Raw genomic sequence first — 26,747 nt, 5'->3', positions numbered from 1 at the left:
CAACAGGCGGAGTAAAGCAGTTAATGCTTTATTCCGCTACCGTTTCCGGATGTTGTTTAGACACTTTCTTAATGTAAATCATCAGACTGACAACCGCCGTAATAAACGCCAATGCATCCGATACCGGCATACTAATCCAGATACCTTCCAATCCCCACCAGTTGGGAAAGAGCAGCAAGCAAGGCAAAAGATAAAGCAACTGTCGCGTCAGCGAAAGGAAAATACTTATTTTAGCCTTCCCGATACTTTGGAAGAAGTTACCAATCACAATCTGCGCCCCTACAAACGGGAACATCAATACAGCCAGCCGGATACCGTCTACGGCCAAATCAATCAATTCATCGCTATCCGTGAAAAGAGCCGATACGGCATGAGGGAAGAACTCGCAGATAATAAACCCGCTACTGGTAATCACGACCCCGGAGATAATCCCCAGTCGCAATGTCTGTTTCACACGGTCTATCTTCTGTGCTCCGAAGTTATACCCCACAATAGGCTGCATACCCATCGTCAGACCTAACACAATCATCACATAAAGCGTCAGCAAACGGTTAATAATCCCATAAGCACCAATCGCCATATCGCCCCCGTAATTTTGCAGACTGTTATTGATGATAATCACAATGGCACACGCACACACATTCATCAGGAAAGGAGACATACCGATGGCGAAGATACTCTCCACAATCCTCCGTTTCATCTTCCAGATATTCCCCTCAAAATGCACCGTACTGTCTTTCTTGACAAAATGGCTCACCACCCACACCATACCGATCAACTGTGAAATCACCGTTGCCGTAGCAGCTCCCCTCATTCCCCATTCAAAGTGGAAAATAAAGATAGGAGCGAGGATAATGTTCGCTACCACCGTCACCATCGAAGTCAACATCGCCTTTTTCGGGTATCCGGTAGCACGCATCACGTTGTTCAACCCAATCATCGTATAAGTGATAGGAGTACCCAATAAGATCACCTGCATAAAGCTCCGCGCATAAGGAAGCGTCTCGCTACTGGCCCCGAAGAAAACCAATATATCATCCAGGAAGATGAAAGACAAAATACCAAAGAAGAACGAATTAGTGATACAGAGCATCAACGTGTGTGACAAGATTTCCGTAGCCCCCTTCATGTCCTTTTGCCCCAGACGGATAGACGCCAGCGTAGAACCGCCCGCCGATACCAATGTACAGAAAGCCACCACCAGATTCATCAGCGGAAAGCTGATGGCTAGTCCGGCAATCGCCATTGGGCCTACACCATGTCCGATGAAGATACTATCAATAATATTATAGATAGAAGTAATCGTCATTCCGATAATTGCAGGAATGGAATATTGTAACAGCAATTTGCCGATACTTTCTTTGCCTAAGATATGTGGGTCGTTCTTGCTCATGCGCTAGTAGATTTTGTTGGATAAAAACGTATGTTACGTTTTTTTTAGCTTTGCAAAGGTACGAATTATTTGCCTGATTCGATGATTATTCGGAACTTTGCAACGACGGATACACAAGGTTTAACGTTTAGGTAAAAAGAAAGTTTATATATGAATACAACGAAAACGATTGCGGCACTCTTCGATTTTGATGGTGTCATTATGGATACAGAAACGCAGTACACAGTCTTCTGGGACGAGCAGGGACGGAAATATCTGAATGAAGAAGATTTCGGCCGCCGTATTAAGGGACAGACATTATTGCAAATCTATGAAAAGTATTTCTCGGACCAACCCGAAGCCCAGCTTGAAATAAGCGCCGAACTCTACGTTTACGAGCAAAAGATGTCCTACGAATACATCCCCGGAGTAGAAGCCTTTATAGCCGATCTTCGCCGTAACGGTGCAAAGATAGCCGTAGTCACCAGCTCCAACGAAGAGAAGATGGCTAACGTCTACAATGCCCACCCCGAATTTAAAGGAATGGTAGACCGCATCCTGACCGGAGAGATGTTTGCCCGTTCCAAACCGGCTCCCGACTGCTTCCTGCTCGGGATGGAAATCTTTGAAGCCACCCCCGAAAACACCTACGTCTTTGAAGATTCTTTCCACGGCCTGCAAGCCGGAATGACTTCCGGGGCAACAGTGATCGGACTTGCCACCACCAATACACGTGAAGCCATCACTGGCAAAGCACATTATATAATAGACGACTTCACCGGCATGACCTACGACAAGCTCCTGATCCTGCATCGTTAAGAGAAAGAATAAATCCGAAACGCATTATTGCACTTGATAAATCGCTTCCTTATATTGTTAAGGAGCTTTTATTATACCTCACAGAATCCTTCCAACCGCCTCCCCAGCTATCCAAGCGAGGTGTTTGAAAGGATTTTTTGCATTTCCTTCTCTGTTATGAATTAAATGTTATAACTTTGCCGCGATTTTTGAAGGCGCTTGACGTCGTTTTAATTTTTAATCATTAATTTTTAATTTAAAAAGACATGGCTGGTTATATATCAGATGACTCAAGAAAGGTGACTACTCATCGCCTGGTTGAAATGAAACAGAGAGGTGAAAAAATATCTATGCTGACTGCTTATGATTACACAATGGCACAGATTGTAGACGGTGCGGGAATGGACGTAATCCTGGTAGGCGACTCCGCTTCCAATGTAATGGCAGGTAATGTGACAACACTTCCTATCACACTCGACCAAATGATCTATCATGCCAAATCCGTGGTACGCGGCGTGAAACGTGCGATGGTAGTGGTTGATATGCCTTTCGGATCCTATCAGGGCAACGAGATGGAAGGACTTGCTTCTGCCATCCGTATCATGAAAGAAAGCCACGCTGACGCTTTGAAGCTCGAAGGTGGTGAAGAAATCATAGACACGGTGAGACGCATCGTATGTGCTGGCATTCCGGTAATGGGACATCTGGGACTCATGCCTCAATCCATCAATAAATACGGCACCTATACCGTGCGTGCCAAAGACGACGCCGAAGCCGAAAAACTGATTCGCGACGCCCATCTATTAGAAGAAGCAGGCTGTTTTGCCATTGTACTCGAAAAGATTCCCGCAACCCTTGCCGAACGCGTAGCATCCGAACTGACCATACCTATTATCGGTATCGGTGCCGGTGGCCACGTAGACGGTCAAGTATTGGTGATTCAGGACATGCTTGGCATGAACAACGGATTCCGTCCGCGTTTCTTGCGTCGTTATGCTGACTTGTACACGGTGATGACCGATGCCATCAGCCGTTACGTTTCTGACGTGAAGAATTGCTACTTCCCCAACGAGAAGGAACAATATTAAATATAGTATATGGCAGTTAAATTGTGGACAGTTCATTTTATGCGGATATGTGTAGCTAATTTGCTGTTGTTTATATCCTTGTATGTGTTATTTCCGGTGCTTTCCGTAGAGATGGCCGACCGTCTCGGAGTGCCGGCTGCACAGACAGGAGTAATCTTTCTCTTTTTCACCTTGGGGATGTTCCTCATCGGTCCTTTCCATGCCTATCTGGTAGATGCATACAAGCGTAAGTACGTCTGTATGTTTGCTGCTGTCCTGATGGTAGTGGCGACCATCGGATACGCCTTTGTCACCAACCTCACAGAACTGATTCTGTTGGGCACCGTGCAAGGGCTTGCCTTTGGCATAGGCACAACAGCCGGCATCACATTGGCCATCGACATCACCAACTCCACACTGCGCAGTGCGGGAAACGTCAGTTTCTCCTGGATGGCACGTATGGGAATGATCGCAGGCATTATCCTCGGAGTATGGCTTTATCAAAGCCAATCCTTCCAAACCCTGCTCACTGTATCTGTCATAACCGGAGCTGTCGGAATCCTCATGTTATCAGGAGTCTACGTACCTTTCCGTGCGCCGATTGTCACCAAACTCTATTCCTTCGACCGCTTCCTATTGCTTCGTGGATGGGTTCCTGCCATCAATCTGATCCTGATAACCTTCATTCCGGGACTGCTGGTTCCCATGGTACACCCTTTCCTAAACGATTTCGTACTCGGAAACACAGGAATCCCCGTACCGTTCTTTGTAGGAACAGCCCTCGGATACATCGTTTCTCTGTTCTTTGCACGTCTGTTTTTCCTGAAAGAGAAAACACTGCGGCTGGTCATTATAGGACTCGGATTGGAAATCGTAGCCATCTCCCTACTGAATACAGACATCTCCATAGGCATTTCCTCCGTACTCTTAGGACTGGGCTTAGGCTTTATCCTGCCGGAATTTCTGGTGATGTTCGTAAAGCTATCCCACCATTGCCAACGCGGAACAGCCAACACCACCCATCTGCTGGCAACCGAAATCGGCATTTCCCTGGGAATCGCTACCGCCTGCTACATGGAATTGGATACAGATAAGATGCTACATACCGGACAGATAGTAGCATCCATTGCTTTACTCTTCTTTGCATTGATTACCTATCCTTATTATATAAAGAAGAAAGTAAGATAGGAGAGTAGCCGGAATTAATTCCGGCTAACTTGTTTTACTCCCTTTATAGTACGTAATTTCTTGATAAGAGCCTCCAAACGTCCCGTATCACCCACCATGACCGTCAGTGTTCCGGAGAACAAACCGTCGTTCGAGTCAATACCGATTGAGCGCAGCGTGATACCATTCTCTTTGGATATAATAGAAGTGATGTTAGTCACGATACCAATATCATCATGCCCTACAACCCGCAGCGTGATAGGATATTGTGTACCTACCGATTTCCCCGCCCAACGAGCCTTCACAATACGATAACCGAAACGTTCGCGCATCTGATTGGCATTCGGACAGTCCGCCCGGTGTATCTTGATACCACCGCTTACCGTAACGAAACCAAACACATCATCCCCGTAAATCGGATTACAACATTTAGCCAACTTGAATTCCAACCCTTTCAGATTCTGATCGATTACCAGAACATCTTCCTTAGACGTCGTTTCCTCTTGTTGCGCAGCCTGCAAGTTATACCCTTCGGCACTGCGATACACAATTTCATCGTGCGTATCACTGTCCCGCTTCTGTTGCTCCACATACTTATCCAGAATCTCGTTAACGTCCAGTCCACCGTCGGCAATCTGCTGATAAAACTCCGTCACATTCTTGAAGCCCAAACGCTTGATGAGGCGCATCATGGTCGCTTCATCATATTCCAACTTACGATTCTTGAATTTCCGTTCCAGCGTCTCCTTGGCAAAAGCGTGCTGGCGTGCCACCATCTCTTTGAGAGCCTGCCTTATCTTGGTGCGCGCTTTGGAAGTCGTCACGATGTTCAGCCAGTCCTGCTTCGGCGTCTGGGTGTTTGAAGTCATGATCTCCACTTGGTCGCCGCTGTTCAGTTTCTGTTTGAGCTGCACATTCTTGCCGTTCACTTTCGCGCCGATACACTTGCATCCCAACTTACTATGGATATGGAAAGCAAAATCCAATACCGTAGCCCCTTTGGCGAGCTTGAACAAATCCCCCTTGGGCGTGAAGACAAACACTTCATCCTCGTAGAGATCCATCTTAAACTGATCCATCACTTTCAGTGAATCGTTGTCTGCATTCTCCAACGCCTCCCGCACAGAAGTCAACCACTCGTCCAGACCCGTTTCACCCTTGATACCTTTATATCTCCAATGAGCGGCCAATCCGCGTTCCGCGATCTCGTCCATGCGGCGGGTACGTATCTGCACTTCCACCCATTTCCCTTCCGGGCCCATCACAGTGATGTGCAACGACTCGTAACCATTACTTTTAGGGATAGAGAGCCAGTCGCGCAGACGTTTCGGGTTCGGCTGGTACATATCCGTAACAATCGAATAAACCTGCCAACATTCCTGCTTCTCCTTAGCCGGGTCCGGTTCCGAATCGAGGATGATACGGATGGCGAACAAGTCATAAATCCCCTCAAAAGGAGTCTTTTGCTTCTGAATCTTGTTCCATATCGAATGAATCGACTTCGTGCGTCCCTTGATGTCGAACTTCAATCCCGCTTCCGACACCTTCCTCTGGATCGGTTCGATAAAAGCAGCGATATACTTGTCGCGGGACGCCTTCGTCTCGTTCAGCTTATCCTTGATAAAATAATACGTTTCCTTCTGCGTATATTTGAGAGACAAATCTTCCAGTTCCGATTTCAGCTTGTACAATCCCAGCTTATGTGCCAGCGGAGCATACAGGTAAGCAGCCTCGTTCGCCACTTTGAGCCGGTCCTCCTCGTTGCCCGTGTCCTTGATTTGGCGCATCACATTCACACGATCCGCAATCATAATCAGGATTACACGCATATCCTCCGCAAAAGAAAGCAGCAGATTACGGAAGTTTTCCGACTCGATAGCCGGACTCTTCGCATACAGCTCGTTCGTTTTCACCAATCCCTTGATGATACTTGCTACGTCATCCCCATATTCGGCGTTCACCTCGTCGATAGACAATACATGCCCCTTCACGATTTCGTGCAACATGATACCGATCAGGCACGAACCTTTCATACCGATTTCCTCGGCAACGATCACTGCCGTTTGTAAATCTCTGATGACGGGATTCATCCCGAAGTTATTGCGTTGCAGACCGTTACACTGGGCCGCTTTGATAAGATGTCTCTTTAACTTTAGGCAATCCTTCCAGGAAATGCTATCTCCTGCAGATTGCAACAAATGCCGGTAGAGTGAAAAAAGCTCCTTTTTTTCCTCTGATGTAAAAAAGTCGTCCATATTCAATCTTGTTAATTCGATGTAAAATTAGTTTTTTTCCCGGTTATTCGGCAAGAAGTAAATAACATTTTGTATTTTTGGGCATCAATTAATAAAATTAGATATTATGATAACGACACAGGACAAAGAGTTGCTTGCCAAGAAAGGCATCACGGAAGAGCAAATTGTAGAACAATTAGCATGCTTCCAGACGGGTTTCCCCTTTTTGAAGCTGGATGCGGCAGCCTCCATCGAAAAGGGAATATTAGCTCCCGATGCAGAAGAACAGAAGGCTTATTTGGCCGCCTGGGATGCATATACCAACACAGATAAGACTGTTGTGAAGTTCGTGCCCGCCTCCGGTGCAGCGAGTCGTATGTTCAAGAACCTGTTCGAGTTCCTGTCTGCCGACTATGACCGACCGACTACCAAGTTCGAACAGACATTCTTCGACGGAATCAAGAATTTTGCTTTCTATGATGACCTGAATGTAGCCTGCCAGCGTATCGACGGAAAAGATATTCCCGGACTGATCGAAGACGGCAACTATAAAGCAGTGGTATCCGCCCTGCTCGAAACAGCCGGACTGAATTACGGCGCACTACCGAAAGGTCTGCTCAAATTCCATAAGTATCCCGAAGGTTCACGCACGCCGATGGAAGAACATCTCGCCGAAGGAGCCTTGTATGCTGCCGGAAAGAGCGGTAAAGTAAACGTGCACTTCACGGTATCTACCGAACACCGTGAACTCTTCAAGAAGCTGGTAGCCGAAAAGGTAGACGAATTTTCCAAACGCTATGGAGTAGACTATTACATCACCTTCTCCGAACAAAAGCCGAGTACCGACACGATTGCCGCCGACATGGACAACCAACCTTTCCGTGACAACGGCAAACTGCTGTTCCGTCCCGGTGGCCACGGCGCACTGATCGAGAACCTGAACGACCTCGATGCAGACATTATCTTCATCAAGAACATCGACAACGTAGTGCCCGACAGACTGAAAGCCGACACCGTTACTTATAAGAAACTGATTGCCGGAGTGCTCGTGACTTTGCAAGAACAAGTATTCGAATACCTTACCCTGCTCGACAGCGGTAAATACACCCACGACCAGATGATGGAAATGCTTCAATTCCTGCAAAAGAAACTCTTCTGCAAGAATCCGGAGACGAAAGACCTCGAAGATTCCGTACTCGCCATCTACCTGAAAAACAAGTTCAACCGCCCGATGCGCGTCTGCGGAATGGTGAAGAACGTAGGCGAACCCGGTGGCGGCCCGTTCCTTGCTTACAACAGCGACGGAACCATCTCCCTGCAAATCCTCGAAAGCTCACAGATCGACATGGACGATCCGGAAAAGAAAGAAATGTTCGAGAAAGGCACACACTTCAATCCGGTAGACCTCGTATGCGCCGTGCGCGATTATAAAGGACATAAGTTCGACCTGGTGAAGTATGTAGATAAAGCAACAGGCTTCATCTCCTACAAATCGAAGAACGGCAAAGACCTGAAAGCTCTCGAACTTCCCGGCTTGTGGAACGGAGCGATGAGCGACTGGAATACCGTCTTTGTAGAAGTGCCACTTTCCACTTTCAACCCGGTAAAAACAGTGAACGACTTGTTGCGTGAGCAACATCAGTAAAGAGTCTGAATTTAGAAACGCAGATTACCGCAAAGGAAATAGGCTAAATCTGCGATAATTTGCGTTAATCTGCGTTTCTCAAATAAAAAAGAGTGTTTAGAATGAATCAGATAGAGAAGATCATCGATATTGCTACTTGGAACAGAAGAGAACATTACGAACATTTCAGTGCTTTTGACGATCCGTTTTTCGGAGTGACCGTTCAGGTAGACTGTACGCGCGCATATCAGGAAGCCAAAACCAAAGGCATATCCTTTTCCCTGTTAGTCCTCCACCGGATAACGACTGCCGCTGCTGCGGTAGAAGAATTCCGTTATCGCATCGAAGGCGATAAGGTGGTGTGCTATGACAGCCTTCTGCCCGAAGCCACCGTAGGCCGTGACGACCATACCTTTTCTTTTGCCGCCTTTGAATACGATCCGGACGAACTCGTTTTTATCCGTCGGGCAAAGGCAGAAATGGAACGTTTGCAAGTCACTACGGGACTCAACAAAGGAGGCACTTTCCATCCCAATGCCATTCATTATTCGGCAGTGCCGTGGCTCTCATTCACCGACATGAAGCACCCCACCAATATGCGTTCGGGCGACAGTGTTCCCAAAATCTCCACCGGAAAGTACTTCCGTGATGGAGAAAGACTGATGATGCCCGTTTCCGTAACCTGCCATCATGGGTTGATGGACGGCTATCATGTGGCACAGTTTATTGAGAAGCTCCATTTGTAACTTCCGTTCTGAAAAGACAAACCAGACTATTATATGAGAGTAAAGATACCCAGATGGGAAATCGCCGTAATCTGTTCCGCTTTGCTTTTCCCCGGCACTTCGCTTAGTGCGCAGGAGGTAGGGCAGGAAGAGAAAGAGGTGAAGGAAATGCGGCAAGACGTAGAACAGCTCCAGCAGGACGTCCGCCAACTTCGTGAAGAAGTGCGGAGATTGCAGGAAGAAATTCATGGCTTCCGGCACAACAGCTTCCCGCAATGCGGAGCCGACACTGTAGCTCCCTACGTTCCCCACCATTTCATTCACCGGTTGGGGATAGAGGCGCGGCCGCAATACGTGTTCCCCACCAATCCTTTCCTGCAAGGCGAGAACGAACGGTGGAAACCCATCCAGAGTTCATTTGCCGCTCATCTGAAATACTCTTTCAAGTTTCGTCCCAACACCTGTGCCGACCGCATCTATGGCGGAGCTTATCAAGGTTTCGGCTTGGCTTTCACCACCTTTGGCGACAAAAAGCAACTGGGTGATCCGATGACGTTCTATGTCTTTCAAGGTGCACGCATTGCCCGTTTCAATCCCCGCCTTTCGCTCAATTACGAGTGGAATTTCGGTATTTCTGCCGGATGGAAACCTTATGACAACGATTACAACTCCTACAACGGAGCCGTAGGCTCACGGGTGAATGCCTACCTCAATGCGGGTATCTACCTTAACTGGTCGCTTTCCCGTTATTTCGACTTTATCATCGGCGGAGACTTCACGCATTTCTCCAACGGCAACACCAAGTTTCCCAATGCAGGTGTCAACACCACCGGAGCGAAAATCGGACTGGTGTACAACTTCAACCGGGAAGAAGCCGACCTCACTAAATCATTGGTTCATCCCTACGTTCCCCGTTTTCCGCGACACGTCAGTTATGACCTTGTGTTGTTCGGCTCGTGGCGTCGCAAAGGCGTCTATGTGGGCGAGAAACAGATTGCATCACCGGGCAGCTATCCCGTAGCGGGGTTCAACTTTGCTCCGATGTACAATCTCAACTATAAGCTGCGCTTTGGAGTTTCGCTGGATGGTGTCTATGACGGTAGTGCCAATGTGTACACCGAAGATGCGCTGGTGGAGTACGATGCAGGCAGTGGTTCCTCTCGTCGTAAATTTCTCGTGCCGGGCATTCAGAATCAGCTTGCGCTCGGACTTTCCGGACGGGCAGAATACGTGATGCCGTTTTTTACCATCGGTGTCGGCTTGGGAACGAATGTACTGGGGCGTGGCGATTTGCGCGGACTGTATCAGGTCTTTGCGTTGAAGATCAACGTCACCCGGAGTTCATTCCTTCACATCGGCTACAATCTTCAGGATTTCCAGACCCCTAATTATCTGATGCTCGGTCTTGGTTTCCGTTTTAATAATAAATATCCTAAAGTACGTCATTAACCCCCAATACGCCATTACCCCCAAATGGAAAATATCATTCGTAAAATCAGGCAAATCTATCCGGTTTCCGACGAAGCACTTCAAGCGCTTCAGGCGAATATGGAATTAAGGTATTATCCCAAAGATACCCGTATCGTTCAGGCAGGCGTCACAGACCGCCTGGTATATTTCATTGAAGAGGGCATCGCCCGTTCCGTATTCCACCACAACGGAGAGGACACCACTACGTGGTTCAGTCAGGAGGGCGACGTCACGTTCGGCATGGATTCGCTCTACTATCAGCAACCATCGGTAGAAAGCGTTGAAACGCTTTCCGATTGCAAAATCTACGTCATCCACATCGACAAGCTGAATGCCCTCTACGAAACATATATCGACATAGCCAACTGGGGAAGAATCCTGCATCAGAATGTGAATAAGGAGCTTAGCCACATGTTTGTGGAGCGCCTCCAACTTTCGCCCAAAGAACGCTACGAACAGTTCAACCGTCGCTATCCCGGATTAATAAACCGAGTGAAGCTGAAATATGTGGCTGCTTTTCTGGGCATTTCCATCTATACCCTTAGTCGGGTACGTGCTAAAAAATAGCGATTAGCAGGGCTTTTTTGCTTTAGAGCAAAGAAACTTCGTAGCGCAAACCGTATCTTTGCCTTCTGAAAATACTAACTTACTAATAGAAAAACAAATGTCGAACATTTCTGCTTCAGCTTTTTCAGACACCAAGGCGCATTATGATCTTCTTGACGGACTTCGCGGTGTGGCGGCTCTTATGGTGATATGGTATCACGTATTCGAGGGCTTCGCTTTTGCCAGTAATAGCGCTATTGAAACTCTGAATCACGGATATTTAGCCGTGGATTTCTTTTTTATCCTTTCGGGTTTTGTGATCGGTTATGCTTACGACGACCGTTGGGGTAAAAGTCTCACCATGAAAGATTTCTTTAAACGCCGATTGATACGTCTTCATCCGATGGTCATTATGGGTGCCGTTCTCGGTGCTATCACGTTCTGTATTCAGGGGAGTGTGCAATGGGACGGGACGCACATAGCTATCTCCATGATAATGTTGTCTCTGCTTTGTACGATCTTCTTCATTCCTGCCATGCCGGGTGTTGGGTACGAAGTTCGTGGCAACGGTGAGATGTTTCCGTTGAATGGTCCTTGCTGGTCATTGTTTTTTGAGTATATCGGCAATATCCTGTATGCGTTGTTCATTCGCCGCTTGTCCAACAAGGCACTGACGGTGTTTGTGGTGTTGCTGGGCGTAGCGTTGGCGGCGTTTGCTGTTTTTAATGTCTCCACTTATGGAAACATAGGAGTGGGCTGGACGCTGGATGGGGTTAACTTTTTGGGCGGTTCCTTGCGTATGCTTTTCCCTTTTTCGTTGGGTATGCTTATGTCGCGCAATTTCAAGCCTATGAAGGTGAAAGGTGCATTTTGGATATGTACTATTGCGCTGATTGCCCTGTTCTCTGTTCCTTATCTGGAAGGGTTGGAGCCGCTTTGCATGAATGGTGTTTATGAAGCGTTTTGCGTGATTGTGGCTTTCCCTATCATTCTGTGGATAGGAGCGTCGGGCACCACCACGGACAAGCAATCGACAAAGATATGTAAGTTTTTGGGAGATATATCTTATCCGGTTTATGTGATACATTATCCGTTGATGTATCTGTTCTATGCATGGCTGATTGAGAATCAACTCTACACGTTAGGTGAAACCTGGCACGTAGCTTTGTGTGTCTTTATTTTGAGTATTATTCTTGCTTATCTGTGTTTGAAGCTGTATGATGAACCAATACGTAAATATTTGGCTAAACGTTTCTTGAGTAAGAAATGACGTTTTCATTTCATGAAGTTAAAAAGAAAAACTCCAGCTAATGTAACTTTATCCGTCACCATAGCTGGAGTTCTTCTTATATAAAATAAGACTTTCTTTATCTGCAAATGAGCTTTCTTCTATGTTTTCATCTTAGAAATGATTAGATGTGATTAACAGAGCTGCTTGCTCATCTTATAATTGGTGAGACACATTTGATTAGCTTTCCGCTTTTGCTCTTCATCGACCTGAAAACCTTGTTTTTCAAAAAATGGTTTTGCCGTGATGCTAACTTCCGATGTTAATCTTTTCGCACCTCTTTCTCGTGCATATGCTTCGAGATGCTTATACAAAGATGTTGCGACACCTTGATGCTGAAAGTCCTTGTGAACGAACAGCGTGTGCATATATCCGTCATCGTTTACAGAGCCAAAGCCTACAATCACGCCTTCTTCATTTTCTGCAACCACATAATGTTGTTCTTCGAAAAGCTCATTCCAGTGTGACGTATCGTCTCCGCACGAAGCCCAATCTGCTACTTCTTCGGCTGTATAATCTTTTCGGTTCACAGTCAGAACTGTATGCTGATATAGCTCTTGCAGTGCTGGAATATCAGACAGGTTTACTTGGCGGATTTTATTCATCTTATCTCTGAATTTCTTGTATTAATGAACTTCTACTTTCTCTGCAATTCTCTTAGCCTTGTCGCGCAACGCATCCAAATCAGAATCAAGCGGAGCATAACAAAGTACCACACCCATACGGCGGTTGACACGTGTAAACGGTTTGCCGAAAATGCGGAGATAAGTATCTTCTTCTTTGGTCACTTCTTCTAGTCCGCGATATTGAGGACGTTCCTGGCTGGCAATCGGGGAAAGGATCACAGCGCTTGCGCCTATCCGTTCTTGTTTGATGCCGGGAATGGGCAGACCGAGTACGGCACGCAGATGCAATTCAAATTCATTCAGGTTTTGTGTGCCCGCCAGTGTCACCATACCTGTGTCATGCGGACGAGGAGAGAGTTCGGAGAAATAGACTCCATTATCATGGCTTAGGAAGAACTCAACTCCCCAAAGTCCTGCACCTGTGAGGGCACGGGTTACTTTCTCCGCCATCTCTTCCGCTTCTTTCAAATGGGCGGGATCAATGTGTGCAGGCTGGAAACTTTCGCGGTAGTCGCCACCTTTCTGCACGTGTCCGATGGGAGGGCAGAAGAGGGTAGGGCCGTTTTTTTGGGTAACGGTGAGCAGGGTGATTTCGCTGTCGAACTTGATGAATTCTTCAATGATAAGTTCGCGAATATCGCCACGGCTGCCACTGCATCCGTATTCCCAGGCGTGTTCGAGTTCGTCGGCACTCTTCACGAGCGATTGTCCTTTGCCGGAAGAAGACATCAACGGTTTAACGACACAAGGGAAACCTATTTTGTCGGCAGCTTCTTTCAGTTCTTCCAGGGTTTTGGCATAGAAGTATTTGGCTGTTTTCAGTCCGAGTTCTTGGGCGGCAAGGTCGCGAATGGCTTTACGGTTCATGGTGAAGTTCACAGCACGAGCGCTGGGAACTACCTGAATGCCTTCTTTTTCGAAGTCGTATAAACGTTCTGTACGGATTGCTTCAATCTCCGGAACGATAATGTCCGGGTGGTGTTTCTTCACCACGCGTTCCAGCTCTTCACCGTTCAGCATGTCGAATACTTCAAATTCATCGGCCACTTGCATAGCCGGTGCTCCTGCATAGGAGTCGCAAGCAATGATGTGCTGGCCTTTACGTTGAGCTGAAATTACAAATTCTTTTCCTAGTTCGCCAGAACCGAGTAACAGTATTTTCTTCATCATTTTGAGTGTTTTATATTAGTGGTGCAAAATTACAGCAAAAAAATGAGATAATAATTGTATGTGGCGTTATTATATTGCTCTTTTATGCAAATTGGGAACTTTATAAAGATGGATGTGAATCTTAATGCAAAAATGCGGAATATATAAGGAATAGAATAGATAGGAGAAAAACAGGAAATATGGCTTTAAACTTTCTTAAGGAAAACATGAAAATACGGACTTTTCTGTGTTCGAACACAAAACTAGTTGTTTTTGCCACTATTTCTTGTTTTTGCTAATCCATTGATTTTTAACAAAGAGATAGGAAACTCGATGGGTTAATTTAGTTTATTGATAGATTATTGCCCCCAAACTTGTTTTGCTATTGATTTGTAGCAGAAATTTGCCTGAATTGGTCAATCTGTAGTCATTGTAGGTCTAATAAGTGTTATCGAACGACAAATTATGAAAAAGGAAGCACAACGACACGGAATTGTTTCTACATTTGCGCAGTTGTTTCTTTAACTATTTCTAAGGACAGAAGTTTATGGGATATAGAAAATAGTTGAACAAAAACTGAACTCAACTGTTTATTATAATAATGAAATAGGTAAAACGCGAAAAATGTGCATTCCTTTCATATTATAAAGTCAAAAAGGAGAGAAAAGAATAATATAAATAAAAGAGATTGCTTATGTCACAGATTATCGGACATATCTCGCAGGTGATCGGCCCTGTGGTCGATGTGTACTTTGAGGGTACGGATGCAGAATTGGTGCTGCCAAGCATCCACGACGCACTGGAGATAAAGAGGCCAAACGGCAAAATACTGGTTGTAGAAGTTCAGCAACATATCGGCGAAAATACGGTGCGTACCGTAGCGATGGACAGTACTGACGGACTTCAGAGAGGCATGAAAGTGTATCCCACCGGAGGCCCGATCACGATGCCGATTGGCGAACAGATTAAAGGACGACTGATGAACGTAGTCGGTGATTCGATCGACGGTATGAAAGGACTCGACCGCAAAGGTGCATATTCCATTCATCGCGACCCCCCTAAGTTTGAGGATTTGACTACTGTGCAAGAGGTGCTCTTCACAGGTATCAAAGTGATCGACCTGCTCGAACCGTATGCCAAAGGTGGTAAAATCGGTTTGTTCGGCGGTGCCGGTGTAGGAAAGACTGTATTGATTCAGGAACTTATCAATAATATCGCCAAGAAACATAATGGATTCTCTGTATTTGCCGGAGTAGGTGAACGTACCCGTGAAGGTAACGACTTGCTGCGCGAAATGATTGAATCCGGTGTAATCCGTTACGGCGAAGCATTCAAAGAAGGAATGGAGAAAGGTCACTGGGATCTTTCGAAAGTGGATTATAACGAACTGGAGAAATCGCAAGTGTCTCTGATTTTCGGTCAGATGAACGAGCCTCCGGGCGCACGTGCCTCTGTGGCATTGTCCGGACTGACGGTGGCGGAATCTTTCCGCGACGCAGGAAAAGAAGGTGAGAAACGCGATATTCTGTTCTTTATTGATAATATCTTCCGTTTCACGCAAGCAGGTTCAGAAGTGTCCGCCCTTTTGGGACGTATGCCCTCCGCTGTTGGTTACCAGCCCACGTTGGCTACGGAAATGGGTGCGATGCAGGAACGTATCACGTCTACCCGCAAAGGTTCTATCACCTCCGTACAGGCGGTGTATGTGCCTGCCGATGACTTGACCGACCCGGCTCCTGCAACAACTTTCAGCCACTTGGACGCAACTACCGTGCTCGACCGTAAGATTACGGAGCTGGGTATTTATCCGGCGGTAGACCCGTTGGCTTCTACGTCACGTATCCTCGACCCGCACATTGTTGGCCAGGAACACTACGACGTAGCGCAGCAAGTGAAACAAATTCTGCAACGTAACAAGGAATTACAAGATATTATCTCCATCCTCGGTATGGAAGAACTCTCGGAAGAAGACAAGATGGTAGTGAACCGCGCCCGCCGTGTGCAGCGTTTCCTTTCACAACCGTTTGCCGTGGCTGAACAGTTTACGGGCGTTCCGGGTGTGATGGTGGGTATTGAAGACACCATCAAGGGATTCAAGATGATTCTGGAAGGAGAAGTGGATTATCTTCCCGAACAGGCTTTCTTGAATGTCGGAACCATTGAGGAGGCAATAGAGAAAGGTAAGAAATTGCTGGAACAGGCAGCAAAAAAATAAAAAGATAGCATGATGAAAGAACTGCATTTGAGTATAGTATCGCCCGAAAAGAGCATATTCGACGGAAATGTGAAGATTGTCACATTGCCGGGAATGATCGGTTCGTTTTCTATTCTCCCCGGGCATGCGCCCATTGTTTCGTCGTTGAAAGCGGGAACGTTGAGTTACACGACGATGGACGGAGAAGAGCACACGATGGATATTCAGGGCGGTTTTGTCGAAATGAGTGACGGTACGGTTTCTGCCTGTGTTTCCTGACGGAAACTCCTCACCGGCACAAAGACTAAGCATTAAAAAAATGAAAAAAACGAGGTTATAATCTTACAGAAAAACACAGTAACATGGTGAATATTAGTAAAACTAAACGGAATTTTATTTGGTGGCATACCTTATTTGCGGTAATTAGCGGGGCACTCGGAGCTGTCATTCTACACTTCGCTTTGCCGGGGCATTATTTCGGAGGGTATCCGTTTATTCCGATCTATTTTTACTTCTTCGGGCTGTTTAGCATTTATGCTTTCGACGCTTGCCGTCGGCATGCTCCACAGAGAATGTTACTGTTGTATCTGGCAACGAAGATGATAAAAATGATTCTTTCGCTGATTCTGGTATTGATTTATTGTCTTGCCGTTCGCGAAGAAGCCAGAGCCTTTCTGCTGACGTTTATCTTGTTCTATTTGATATATCTGGTATTCGAAACCTGGTTCTTCTTCTCTTTTGAGTTGAATCAGAAACGGAAAAAGAAAAATAAGAAGAAAAATGAAACAGTTGCATAACATAGTAGCTCCGTTGATTCTGTTCTGCCTCATGGCGGCAGTCAGCTTGCCGGTTCTTGCACAGGAACAGGAGGGGGAAGCGGTGTCACAACAGACGCAGGACGAGATTACTCCGAAAGAGGAACAGGAGAACACGGTGGATGTGAAAGAAATTGTGTTCGGTCATATCGGCGACTCCTACGAATGGCATATTACGACGTGGGGTAACACGCACATTACTATACCATTACCTATTATTGTTTATAGTAGCACTACAGGTTGGCACACGTTCCTTTCTTCCCGTCTCGAAGAGAATGGAGGGACTTATGAAGGACTTTCCATCGCTCCCGAAGGAAGTAAGTACGAGGGCAAACTGGTAGAGTATAATGCGGCAGGCGAACAGGTCCGCCCGTGGGATATTTCCATCACGAAAGTGACATTTGCTTTGCTGTTCAACAGCGTGTTGTTGCTCATCATCGTATTGAGCGTGTCACACTGGTACAGAAAACGTCCGCAAGGAGCGAAAGCGCCGGGAGGATTTATCGGATTCATGGAGATGTTCATCATGATGGTGAACGACGATATTATCAAGAGTTGTGTAGGACCCAACTACCGGAAGTTTGCACCGTATCTGCTGACAGCGTTCTTTTTCATCTTTATCAATAACATGATGGGATTGATTCCGTTCTTCCCCGGAGGTGCGAACGTGACGGGAAATATCGCTATCACTATGGTGCTTGCAGTCTGCACGTTCCTGGCAGTGAATATCTTCGGTTCGAAACATTACTGGAAGGATATTTTCTGGCCTGATGTACCTTGGTGGCTGAAAGTGCCTGTACCGATGATGCCATTCATCGAGTTCTTCGGAATCTTTACGAAACCGTTTGCTTTGATGATTCGTCTTTTTGCCAATATGCTGGCGGGACACATGGCGATGCTGGTGCTTACCTGCCTGATCTTTATCTCGGCAAGCATGGGGCCTGCACTGAACGGCACGCTGACGGTGGCTTCTGTATTGTTCAACATCTTTATGAATGCGCTTGAGTTGTTGGTTGCTTTCATCCAGGCTTACGTATTTACGATGTTGTCGGCAGTGTTTATCGGTCTGGCACAGGAAGGTGCCAAAGTGAAAGCTGAAGAAAATTGAAATGAAACGCGGTGAAAACGTTGATAAAAAGAATACGGAATAAACGCGCGGAATGAATGATTAAATAATAAACAAGAGAAAATATAAACCATTTTAAAACTGAAAATTATGTTACTATCAGTATTGTTACAAGCCACTGCAGCAGCAGTAGGAGTTAGTAAATTAGGTGCAGCTATCGGTGCAGGTCTTGCAGTAATCGGAGCTGGTTTGGGTATTGGTAAGATTGGTGGTTCGGCAATGGAGGCAATCGCACGCCAGCCGGAAGCATCAGGGGACATCCGTATGAACATGATTATCGCCGCCGCCTTGATTGAAGGTGTGGCTCTGTTGGCGGTAGTAGTTTGTCTGTTGGTGTTCTTCCTCTAATCAGGTATATAACAAGCGAATTTCGCAGGCGTGAACCATGTTTCAAATCATGATCAGCCGCGAAATCGTAAATTGTAAATCGTAAAATCGTAAATAAAGATTATGTCATTACTATTACCTGATAGTGGCCTGCTGTTCTGGATGTTTCTCTCATTCGGGATTGTGTTCGTGATATTGGCGAAATACGGCTTTCCCGTCATCATCAAGATGGTGGAGGGTCGTAAGACCTATATCGACCAGTCTTTGGAGGTGGCGAGAGAGGCTAATGCCCAGTTGTCTAAACTGAAAGAGGAAGGCGACGCATTGGTGGCTGCCGCCAACAAAGAACAAGGACGCATCTTGAGGGAAGCAATGGAAGAACGTGACAAGATTGTTCACGAGGCCCGTAAACAAGCCGAAATTGCCGCACAAAAAGAACTGGATGCGGTGAAACAACAAATCCAGATAGAGAAAGACGAAGCCATCCGCGACATCCGTCGCCAGGTAGCCGTGCTTTCTGTGGACATCGCCGAGAAAGTGCTCCGCAAGAGTCTTGAGGACAAGGAAGCACAGATGGGCATGATCGACCGTATGCTGGATGAAGTACTAACCCCGAATAAGAACTAAGGAAGATGGAAGTCGGAATACTCTCAATGCGTTATGCAAAAGCCATCATTGAATATGCACAGGAAAAAGGTCTGGAGGACAGGTTATATCAGGAGTTCCTGACGCTGTCGCACAGTTTTTGTGAACAGCCCGGTTTGCGCGAAGCACTTGATAATCCGGTCATCACAACGAAGGAAAAGTTGGCGTTAGTCTGCACGGCTGCCGACGGTGACGGAAAATCGACCAGAGAGTTTGTCCGTTTTATCACTTTGGTACTGCGAAACAGGCGTGAAGGCTATCTGCAATTTATCAGCCTGATGTATCTGGATCTCTACCGGAAGCTGAAGCATATCGGAGTGGGTAAGCTCATTACAGCCGTTCCCGTCAATAAGGAAACGGAAAACCGGATTCGTTCCGCAGCAGAGCATATCTTGCACGCCCAGATGGAACTCGAAACGGTGATAGATCCTTCGATCGAAGGCGGATTTATCTTCGATGTCAACGACTACCGACTGGATGCAAGCGTTGCCACGCAGTTGAAGCGAGTGAAACAACAATTTATTGATAAGAATAGGAGAATTGTATAATGTCTGAAAATATAAAAGTAAGCGAAGTATCTGATATATTGCGCAAGCAGCTCGAAGGAATCAACGCCAATGTGCAACTTGACGAAATCGGTACGGTGCTCCAGGTGAGCGACGGCGTAGTGCGTATCTATGGATTGCGAAATGCCGAAGCCAATGAATTGCTGGAGTTTGACAATGGTATCAAAGCAATCGTGATGAACCTCGAAGAGGACAACGTGGGTGCTGTGCTGTTGGGTCCGACGGACAAGATCAAAGAGGGATTCGTCGTGAAGCGTACCAAACGTATCGCCTCCATCCGTGTAGGAGAGGGCATGCTGGGACGTGTGATCGACCCGCTGGGCGAACCGCTCGACGGCAAGGGGCTGGTTGGTGGCGAACTGTATGATATGCCATTGGAACGGAAAGCTCCGGGGGTAATCTACCGTCAGCCTGTGAACCAACCGTTGCAGACGGGATTGAAGGCGGTAGACGCCATGATTCCTATCGGTCGCGGACAGCGTGAGTTGATTATCGGCGACCGCCAGACGGGAAAGACTGCCATCGCTATTGATACGATTATCAACCAGCGCAGTAACTTCCTGGCAGGTGATCCTGTATATTGTATTTATGTGGCTATCGGTCAGAAGGGTTCTACCGTTGCTTCTATCGTTAATACGCTTCGTGAGTACGGAGCACTGGACTACACGATTGTGGTGGCTGCTACGGCTGGTGATCCGGCTGCATTGCAGTATTACGCTCCTTTTGCGGGTGCTGCCATTGGCGAGTATTTCCGTGATACCGGTCGTCATGCGTTGGTGGTTTATGATGACCTTTCCAAGCAGGCGGTAGCTTATCGTGAGGTTTCTCTGATTCTTCGCCGTCCATCAGGTCGTGAGGCTTATCCGGGTGATATCTTCTATCTGCACTCCCGTCTGTTGGAACGTGCTGCCAAGATTATCAGTCAGGAGGAAGTGGCTCGCGAAATGAACGATCTTCCGGAAAGTCTGAAGGGAATTGTCAAAGGCGGTGGTTCGCTCACGGCATTGCCTATCATCGAAACGCAGGCTGGTGACGTATCGGCTTATATCCCGACGAACGTGATTTCTATCACCGACGGACAGATATTCCTTGAAACTGACTTGTTCAACCAGGGTACGCGTCCGGCTATCAACGTCGGTATCTCTGTATCCCGTGTAGGTGGTAACGCGCAGATTAAGGCTATGAAGAAAGTGGCGGGAACATTGAAGATCGACCAGGCACAGTATCGTGAACTGGAAGCGTTCTCCAAGTTCAGTAGCGACATGGACCCGATTACCGCATTGACGATTGACAAGGGACGTAAGAACGGCCAGCTGTTGATTCAGCCTCAATACAGCCCGATGCCCGTAGAACAGCAGATTGCTATTCTCTACTGTGGTACACACGGACTGCTCCACGATGTTCCTCTGGATAAGGTGCAGGACTTTGAACGTAGCTTCATCGAATCGCTGCAACTGAATCATCAGGAGGATGTATTGGATGTATTGAAAACGGGTGTGATTGATGATAATGTGATTAAGGCTATCGAAGAGACTGCCGCCATGGTCACTAAACAATTTATCTAATCGGTCATTGATTTATCTGATTGGCTTTTTTATAAATCAGATCGCCCTTTAATTTTTAATTATTAATTTTTAATTATCACTATGGCTTCACTGAAAGAAGTAAAAACCAGAATAAATTCGGTCAAGAGTACCCGAAAAATCACTTCAGCAATGAAAATGGTGGCTTCTGCCAAATTACACAAGGCACAAGGAGCCATTGAGAATATGCTGCCTTATCAGAAGAAGTTGAACAAGATTCTGACTAACTTCCTAAGTGCGGACCTGCCTATCGAATCTCCTTATGTGCAGGAGCGTGAAGTGAAGCGTGTAGCAATCGTTGTTTTTTCTTCGAACACTTCTCTTTGTGGTGCTTTCAACGCCAATGTCATCAAAATGATGATGCAGACTATCGGGGAATTCCGTACTTTAGGACAGGATAATATCTTGATATTCCCGGTAGGCAAGAAGGTGGATGAAGCGGCCAAACGGATGGGTTTCAAACCGCAGGAGGTTTCTTCAACGCTCTCCGACAAACCAACGTATCAGGAGGCTGCCGAACTGGCTCACCGACTGATGGATCTGTATGTAGCAGGCGAAGTGGACCGGGTGGAAATAATCTATCATCACTTCAAATCAATGGGGGTACAGATTCTTCTTCGTGAGACGTATCTCCCCATTAATCTGACGAACGTCGTAAGTGAAGAGGACAGAGAGAATGAAGAGGAGGTACAGGAGAACGAGATTGCCAATGATTATATCATCGAACCGAACGCAGAGGAATTAATCGCGAGCTTAATCCCCACTGTATTGAGCCAGAAGATTTTTACTGCCGCTGTTGACTCCAATGCTTCGGAACATGCTGCACGTACGTTGGCTATGCAAGTGGCTACGGACAACGCAAACGAGCTGATCCAGGATTTGACGAAGCAGTACAATAAGAGTCGTCAGCAGGCGATTACAAACGAATTGCTGGATATTGTAGGGGGATCCATGAAGTAATTAATCATCTTTCTTTTGTCTTGAAACAAAAGAAAGAAGCAAAGAAAAATTCAAGGCTGACTTTTTTCTCCTACTCGCTTCCTTCACTTCGCTAAAGGGCAGAAACTCGCTACGCTCAAACAGTCTGCCCTTCTTAACGCTCCGTTATGGGCGCTCGCCTGACGGAGAAAAAAGTAGGCCGGGGAACCTGGCGGGGTGGGTGTTGCTGCTTGAATGTTGTAGAGTAGGTTTGTGGGGAAGCTGTTCTGGATAGGGTTGTGGGGGGAGCCGTGCGATATGTCTGATATTGCTTTGGTGAGTTGCTGTTATATCGTTAATAGTTTTATTATATATTGTTCTGCTTTGCTATATTGAGTCGTATAACGTCTGCGACTTTTATATAGCAAAGCTTTTTTATAAGGGGTATAAACCTTTCATAAGTCTCTTTATACTACATAGGCTACATCGGTTATCATTCTATTAGCCTTTTATTCTATGTCCTCTTTTTATATGGTGAGTTTTTTAATAATAAAGCTTCCCACATTGTAAGGCTTCCACCCGCAGGTCTTCCGGCCTCGTTTTTCCGGCGTCAAGCGCAGGTGGTTTCTCCGGCGTTAAAAAGGGCAGACTGTTTGAGCGTAGCGAGTTTCTGCCCTTTAGCCGGAGGAAGCACCGGAGTAGCCGGAAAAACGCAGCCTTGATTCTTTCTTTTTGGTTCTTTTTCTTTCGTATCAAGACGAAAGAAAAAGAATATTCAGTAACTTTACCGAAAATTGGAAAAGCATGGAAAATAATCCGGAACTGCAGCTTGCTTGGCAGTTCATTGAAAATACAGGCACCCATTTATTTCTTACCGGAAAAGCTGGAACCGGGAAAACGACATTTCTTAGACGATTGAAAGAACATACGCCCAAACGCATGGTCATATTGGCTCCGACAGGGATTGCAGCTATCAATGCGGGAGGCGTAACGATTCATTCTTTCTTTCAGTTGTCTTTTGCTCCTTTTGTGCCCGAAACAACCTTTAATTCTTCCCAGACACATTATCGTTATAGTAAAGAAAAGCGGAATATCATCCGTAGTATGGATTTGCTGGTTATTGATGAGATCAGTATGGTGCGTGCTGATTTGTTGGATGCGGTGGATGCAACTCTGCGGAGGTATCGCGATAGGGAGAAACCTTTTGGTGGGGTGCAACTGTTGATGATTGGAGATTTGCAACAGCTGGCGCCTGTCGTGAAAGACAATGAGTGGGAGTTGTTGAGAAAGCATTATGAGACTCCTTATTTCTTTGCAAGTCATGCATTGAAAGAAACGGCATATATGACGATTGAACTCAAGAAAGTATATCGTCAGAGTGATACGTTCTTCCTTTCTTTATTAAATAAAATTCGGGAGAATAAGGCGGATGATGAAGTGTTGAATGAACTGAACCGTCGTTATCAGCCCGGCTTTCAGCCGCAGAAAGAAGAGGGATATATTCGTCTGACGACACATAATAATCAGGCACAGAGGGTTAATGATTGCGAACTGGCATCGTTGCCCGGCAAGGCGTATCATTTTAGTGCCGAGATAGAGGGGGATTTTCCTGAATATTCGTATCCTGCGGATAAACTTCTGACAATTAAGGAGGGAGCACAGATAATGTTCCTGAAGAATGATCCATCGTCCGAGAAACGGTATTATAACGGTATGATTGGTGAGGTGGTAGCGGTTAATGAAACGGGTATTGTGGTGCGTGGTAAAGGGGATAGATCCGAATTTCAGTTGTTGCCGGAAGAGTGGGGGAATTATAAGTATGTGTTGAATGAGGAGACGAAGGAGATCACTGAAGTGATAGAGGGGACGTTCCGCCAGTATCCTATTCGTTTGGCGTGGGCTATTACGATACATAAGAGTCAGGGTTTGACGTTTGAACGTGCTATTATTGATGCACGGAATTCCTTTGCACATGGACAAACTTACGTGGCTTTGAGTCGTTGCAAGACGCTGGAGGGTATGGTGTTGGAGTCTCCTTTGCGCAGGGAAGCCATAATAAGTGATGCTACGGTGGATAATTTCACCAAAGCGGTGGAGCAGAATAAGCCGGGCAGCCAGCAGTTGAATGATATGCAAAAGGCGTATTTCTTTGATTTGTTGAGTGATTTGTTTAATTTCTATTCGATCGATCAGGCTTATAAACGGTTGCTTCGTCTTATGGATGAGGATTTGTATAAGCTCTTTCCGAAGCAGTTGGCTGAATATAAGGCGTTGGCTCCCCATGTTAAAGAGAAGATTGTGGAGGTGTCTCAACGTTTCCGCAATCAGTATACCCGGTTGATACATGAGAGTGAGGATTATGCGGCGAATGAGGAGTTGCAGGAACGGATTCGTTCCGGTGCCGGATATTTTCATAAGGAGTTGGAACCGGTTCGGGCTTTGTATGATAAGACTAATATGCCTCTTGATAATAAAGAGTTGAGAAAGCTGTTGGCAGAGCGTATGCAGGCGCTGGATGATGCGTTGTGGATTAAAGAGTCTTTGTTGGAAGCTGTGTCTACAAGAGGGAAGTTTGCTATCACGGATTATTTGAAGTTGAAGGCTAAAGTAATGTTGAGCCTTGAAGATGATTCTACGTCCTCCGGTTCTTCGAAGGCTTTGAAGGAGAAGAAAGAACGTAAGGAACGGAAAGATCGTACACGCAGTGCTGAAAAGGTAAAGGTGGAAGTTCCTACGGATATTCTGCATCCGGAGCTTTATCGTGCCCTGTCTGAATGGAGAACAGCCAAAACAAGGGAGATGAATGTTCCTGCTTATGTGATTATGCAACAGAAAGCATTGATGGGAATTGTGAATCTGCTACCGGATAGTCCAAGAGCTTTGGAGGCGATACCTTATTTTGGAGCGAAAGGAGTAGAGAGATACGGGCTTGAGATTCTGGGTATTATCCGCAAGTATATGGCGGAGAATCAATTGGAGAGGCCGGAGATAACGGATATGTTAATCTCCTCCGGTAATAGCGATGATACAGTAAGGCAACGAAAGACGAAGCTGCAGAAAGAGGCAGAGAAACAGGAGAAAGAGGCGGAGAAGGAGAAAAAGAAGGAGGCGAAGAAAGATACGAAGTTGGTTAGCTATGAAATGTTCCGTCAGGGAATGAATATAGATGAAATAGCCAAGGCTCGTGATTTGGTATCCGGAACCATTGCCGGACATCTGGAGCATTATGTCCGTTCGGGAAAGATCAAAGTGGAGCAGGTGGTGAAAGCTGAAAATATAGCGAAGATTCGCAAGTATTTGGATGAACATGAATACATGGGAATATTCGCTATAAAGGTAGCATTAGGAGACGCTGTCTCCTATGCTGATATCAAGTTTGTATTGGCTGTTTCCGGGCATTAATAAATAAGGTTATTATTCCCGGACAGGGTTAAAGATTACAGAAGAAAGAAACGAAAACGGGAACGCTGATGTCAATCAGAATGCCGTGCAGGATGGCGATGGGAATCATTTCTTTTCCTGAATATCTGGTGATGGAAGGCAGCAGTACATCCATCGAGTTGACTCCTGCTGCTGAAATAGGAGCGAGTTTCCCGAAGTACTTCTTGATGATTGGAGTACCAAGAAGTGCCATCATCTCACGGAAAATATTAGTCAGTAGGGCAATGGTTCCCAGTTCCGTAGCCAGTTGCAGTCCGATGGAGGGTTCTTTGAACTGGGTGATAAGGATGGAAGAGAGTGAATAGTAGGCAAATCCACTTCCCACTGCCATACAGTCGAACACGCTCCATTGACGCAATAGCAAACTTGCCAGGGCGGAGAATAACAGCGTACCGATAATTGTTCCCAATGGAATCAGCAACATTTTAGGGTGCAAATGTGAAACAATGGCTTTCAGGTTCTTATTGGAACCGATGCTGATTCCTACTTGTAACATTAATGCATAAAGTATGTACATGGAAACTGTGTGCGTATCGAACTCGAACTTATTGAAAGCTCCCATGATACAGCCTACACAAAAGAATACTATAACGATCAGACTTCCTTTCATTGTTCGCCTCCTTTCCTGAAAAATAATTGTAGTACCAAACGGGCAGCAATCAGGCTTCCCAATACACCGGACACAGCAAGAACAATGGCTTGCCATCCGAACTTACCAAGATTGTTCACAATCAGGCTATTAGAACCGATAGATACACCGAGAATAAAGAGCAACAGGAATATTGTAAGAGAAATTGTCTTTTCTGTCTTCTGTAGAATACTCCAGTTACGCAATACATAGCCGATGCCGATTCCTAAAAACATGGTAGATATAATAGAGAACATAATTGTATATATTTTGGGTTAGGTTAAACTGATGATTGACAACACACAAAAGAATTTTCAAAGAAGATATTACATCTACTTGAAAATCAGAAAGGAATACTGCTATGGCTAACAAAACAAGTCAGCAGGTAGTTCCTGTAAAGAAATAGTTGGGAAATTTAGATGAATCCACTGAACCAAT

At 46.0% G+C, this 26,747-nt stretch carries 24 protein-coding genes; 18 read left to right on the top strand and 6 right to left on the bottom strand.

Annotated elements, in window-relative coordinates; genetic code table 11:
* Positions 1-28: 28 nt before the first annotated feature.
* Positions 29-1,393 (bottom strand): MATE family efflux transporter, encoded by a 1,365-nt coding sequence (locus Bovatus_RS04625; protein WP_004295740.1) that lies wholly within the window; start codon positions 1,391-1,393, stop codon positions 29-31.
* Positions 1,394-1,543: 150 nt separating this feature from the next.
* Here Bovatus_RS04625 and Bovatus_RS04620 point away from each other — a divergent pair, with 150 nt between their 5' ends.
* The 3 genes from Bovatus_RS04620 to Bovatus_RS04610 all read left to right on the top strand — a co-directional run bounded on the left by Bovatus_RS04620 (position 1,544) and on the right by Bovatus_RS04610 (position 4,425).
* On the top strand, positions 1,544-2,191 hold the full coding sequence (locus tag Bovatus_RS04620) for an HAD family hydrolase (RefSeq protein ID WP_004295741.1): 648 nt from the start codon (positions 1,544-1,546) through the stop codon (positions 2,189-2,191).
* A 245-nt stretch (positions 2,192-2,436) separates the two neighbouring features.
* Positions 2,437-3,258, top strand: a complete 822-nt coding sequence (gene panB, locus Bovatus_RS04615) for a 3-methyl-2-oxobutanoate hydroxymethyltransferase (protein ID WP_004295743.1) — start codon at positions 2,437-2,439, stop codon at positions 3,256-3,258.
* 9 nt (positions 3,259-3,267) lie between these two features.
* Positions 3,268-4,425, top strand: a complete 1,158-nt coding sequence (locus tag Bovatus_RS04610; protein ID WP_004295744.1) for an MFS transporter — start codon at positions 3,268-3,270, stop codon at positions 4,423-4,425.
* Between the two features lie 14 nt (positions 4,426-4,439).
* Here the strand turns inward: Bovatus_RS04610 and Bovatus_RS04605 are convergent, their stop codons facing one another.
* Positions 4,440-6,659 carry a RelA/SpoT family protein gene (locus tag Bovatus_RS04605; protein WP_004295745.1) on the bottom strand — a complete coding sequence of 740 codons (2,220 nt, stop codon included), beginning with the start codon at positions 6,657-6,659 and terminating at the stop codon, positions 4,440-4,442.
* A 106-nt stretch (positions 6,660-6,765) separates the two neighbouring features.
* Between Bovatus_RS04605 and Bovatus_RS04600 the strand changes: the two genes are divergently transcribed.
* From Bovatus_RS04600 to Bovatus_RS04580, 5 genes are all read left to right on the top strand, one after another.
* Positions 6,766-8,283 carry a DUF4301 family protein gene (locus tag Bovatus_RS04600; RefSeq protein ID WP_004295746.1) on the top strand — a complete coding sequence of 506 codons (1,518 nt, stop codon included), beginning with the start codon at positions 6,766-6,768 and terminating at the stop codon, positions 8,281-8,283.
* A gap of 101 nt (positions 8,284-8,384) precedes the next feature.
* Complete coding sequence (locus tag Bovatus_RS04595) at positions 8,385-9,008, top strand: chloramphenicol acetyltransferase (protein ID WP_004295747.1); 624 nt, start codon at positions 8,385-8,387, stop codon at positions 9,006-9,008.
* A 33-nt stretch (positions 9,009-9,041) separates the two neighbouring features.
* A complete protein-coding gene (locus Bovatus_RS04590) occupies positions 9,042-10,436 on the top strand; it encodes an acyloxyacyl hydrolase (RefSeq protein WP_004295748.1) in 1,395 nt (464 codons plus the stop codon).
* Positions 10,437-10,460: 24 nt separating this feature from the next.
* The gene (locus Bovatus_RS04585; RefSeq protein WP_004295749.1) at positions 10,461-11,024 is read left to right on the top strand and encodes a Crp/Fnr family transcriptional regulator; all 564 of its coding nucleotides are present in this window, start codon (positions 10,461-10,463) and stop codon (positions 11,022-11,024) included.
* Positions 11,025-11,121: 97 nt separating this feature from the next.
* The gene (locus tag Bovatus_RS04580) at positions 11,122-12,273 is read left to right on the top strand and encodes an acyltransferase family protein (protein WP_004295750.1); all 1,152 of its coding nucleotides are present in this window, start codon (positions 11,122-11,124) and stop codon (positions 12,271-12,273) included.
* 152 nt (positions 12,274-12,425) lie between these two features.
* On the opposite strand, the gene Bovatus_RS04575 is transcribed toward Bovatus_RS04580, so the two are convergent.
* Complete coding sequence (locus Bovatus_RS04575; protein ID WP_004295751.1) at positions 12,426-12,896, bottom strand: GNAT family N-acetyltransferase; 471 nt, start codon at positions 12,894-12,896, stop codon at positions 12,426-12,428.
* A gap of 21 nt (positions 12,897-12,917) precedes the next feature.
* Entirely contained in the window at positions 12,918-14,084 is a 1,167-nt protein-coding gene (purT, locus tag Bovatus_RS04570; RefSeq protein ID WP_004318094.1) for a formate-dependent phosphoribosylglycinamide formyltransferase, read from the bottom strand.
* A gap of 676 nt (positions 14,085-14,760) precedes the next feature.
* Here purT and atpD point away from each other — a divergent pair.
* The 10 genes from atpD to Bovatus_RS04520 all read left to right on the top strand — a co-directional run bounded on the left by atpD (position 14,761) and on the right by Bovatus_RS04520 (position 25,642).
* On the top strand, positions 14,761-16,281 hold the full coding sequence (atpD, locus tag Bovatus_RS04565) for a F0F1 ATP synthase subunit beta (RefSeq protein ID WP_004295754.1): 1,521 nt from the start codon (positions 14,761-14,763) through the stop codon (positions 16,279-16,281).
* A 12-nt stretch (positions 16,282-16,293) separates the two neighbouring features.
* On the top strand, positions 16,294-16,539 hold the full coding sequence (atpC, locus tag Bovatus_RS04560) for an ATP synthase F1 subunit epsilon (protein ID WP_004303467.1): 246 nt from the start codon (positions 16,294-16,296) through the stop codon (positions 16,537-16,539).
* 83 nt (positions 16,540-16,622) lie between these two features.
* Entirely contained in the window at positions 16,623-17,057 is a 435-nt protein-coding gene (locus Bovatus_RS04555) for a hypothetical protein (RefSeq protein ID WP_004303466.1), read from the top strand.
* Positions 17,041-18,183 (top strand): F0F1 ATP synthase subunit A, encoded by a 1,143-nt coding sequence (gene atpB / locus Bovatus_RS04550; protein WP_004318095.1) that lies wholly within the window; start codon positions 17,041-17,043, stop codon positions 18,181-18,183. The genes Bovatus_RS04555 and atpB overlap by 17 nt, the downstream gene beginning before the upstream one ends.
* Before the next feature lie 108 nt (positions 18,184-18,291).
* Positions 18,292-18,549 (top strand): ATP synthase F0 subunit C, encoded by a 258-nt coding sequence (gene atpE, locus Bovatus_RS04545; protein WP_004295758.1) that lies wholly within the window; start codon positions 18,292-18,294, stop codon positions 18,547-18,549.
* A gap of 102 nt (positions 18,550-18,651) precedes the next feature.
* Complete coding sequence (gene atpF, locus Bovatus_RS04540) at positions 18,652-19,155, top strand: F0F1 ATP synthase subunit B (protein WP_004295759.1); 504 nt, start codon at positions 18,652-18,654, stop codon at positions 19,153-19,155.
* A 5-nt stretch (positions 19,156-19,160) separates the two neighbouring features.
* On the top strand, positions 19,161-19,721 hold the full coding sequence (locus tag Bovatus_RS04535; protein WP_004295760.1) for a F0F1 ATP synthase subunit delta: 561 nt from the start codon (positions 19,161-19,163) through the stop codon (positions 19,719-19,721).
* Positions 19,721-21,304 carry a F0F1 ATP synthase subunit alpha gene (gene atpA / locus Bovatus_RS04530; RefSeq protein WP_004295761.1) on the top strand — a complete coding sequence of 528 codons (1,584 nt, stop codon included), beginning with the start codon at positions 19,721-19,723 and terminating at the stop codon, positions 21,302-21,304. The genes Bovatus_RS04535 and atpA overlap by 1 nt, the downstream gene beginning before the upstream one ends.
* 81 nt (positions 21,305-21,385) lie before the next feature.
* Positions 21,386-22,282 carry a F0F1 ATP synthase subunit gamma gene (locus tag Bovatus_RS04525; RefSeq protein WP_004295762.1) on the top strand — a complete coding sequence of 299 codons (897 nt, stop codon included), beginning with the start codon at positions 21,386-21,388 and terminating at the stop codon, positions 22,280-22,282.
* Between the two features lie 762 nt (positions 22,283-23,044).
* Positions 23,045-25,642 (top strand): helix-turn-helix domain-containing protein, encoded by a 2,598-nt coding sequence (locus tag Bovatus_RS04520; RefSeq protein WP_004295765.1) that lies wholly within the window; start codon positions 23,045-23,047, stop codon positions 25,640-25,642.
* A 28-nt stretch (positions 25,643-25,670) separates the two neighbouring features.
* On the opposite strand, the gene Bovatus_RS04515 is transcribed toward Bovatus_RS04520, so the two are convergent.
* Complete coding sequence (locus Bovatus_RS04515; RefSeq protein ID WP_004295766.1) at positions 25,671-26,291, bottom strand: LysO family transporter; 621 nt, start codon at positions 26,289-26,291, stop codon at positions 25,671-25,673.
* Positions 26,288-26,566, bottom strand: a complete 279-nt coding sequence (locus tag Bovatus_RS04510; RefSeq protein ID WP_004303461.1) for a LysO family transporter — start codon at positions 26,564-26,566, stop codon at positions 26,288-26,290. Before Bovatus_RS04510 ends, Bovatus_RS04515 begins: the two co-directional genes overlap by 4 nt.
* Positions 26,567-26,747: the final 181 nt, after the last annotated feature.

This window comes from Bacteroides ovatus, from assembly GCF_001314995.1.
Taxonomy (GTDB): domain Bacteria; phylum Bacteroidota; class Bacteroidia; order Bacteroidales; family Bacteroidaceae; genus Bacteroides; species Bacteroides ovatus.
Note: the sequence above shows the minus strand (reverse complement) of the source record. Positions and strands in the feature narration are given on the sequence as shown.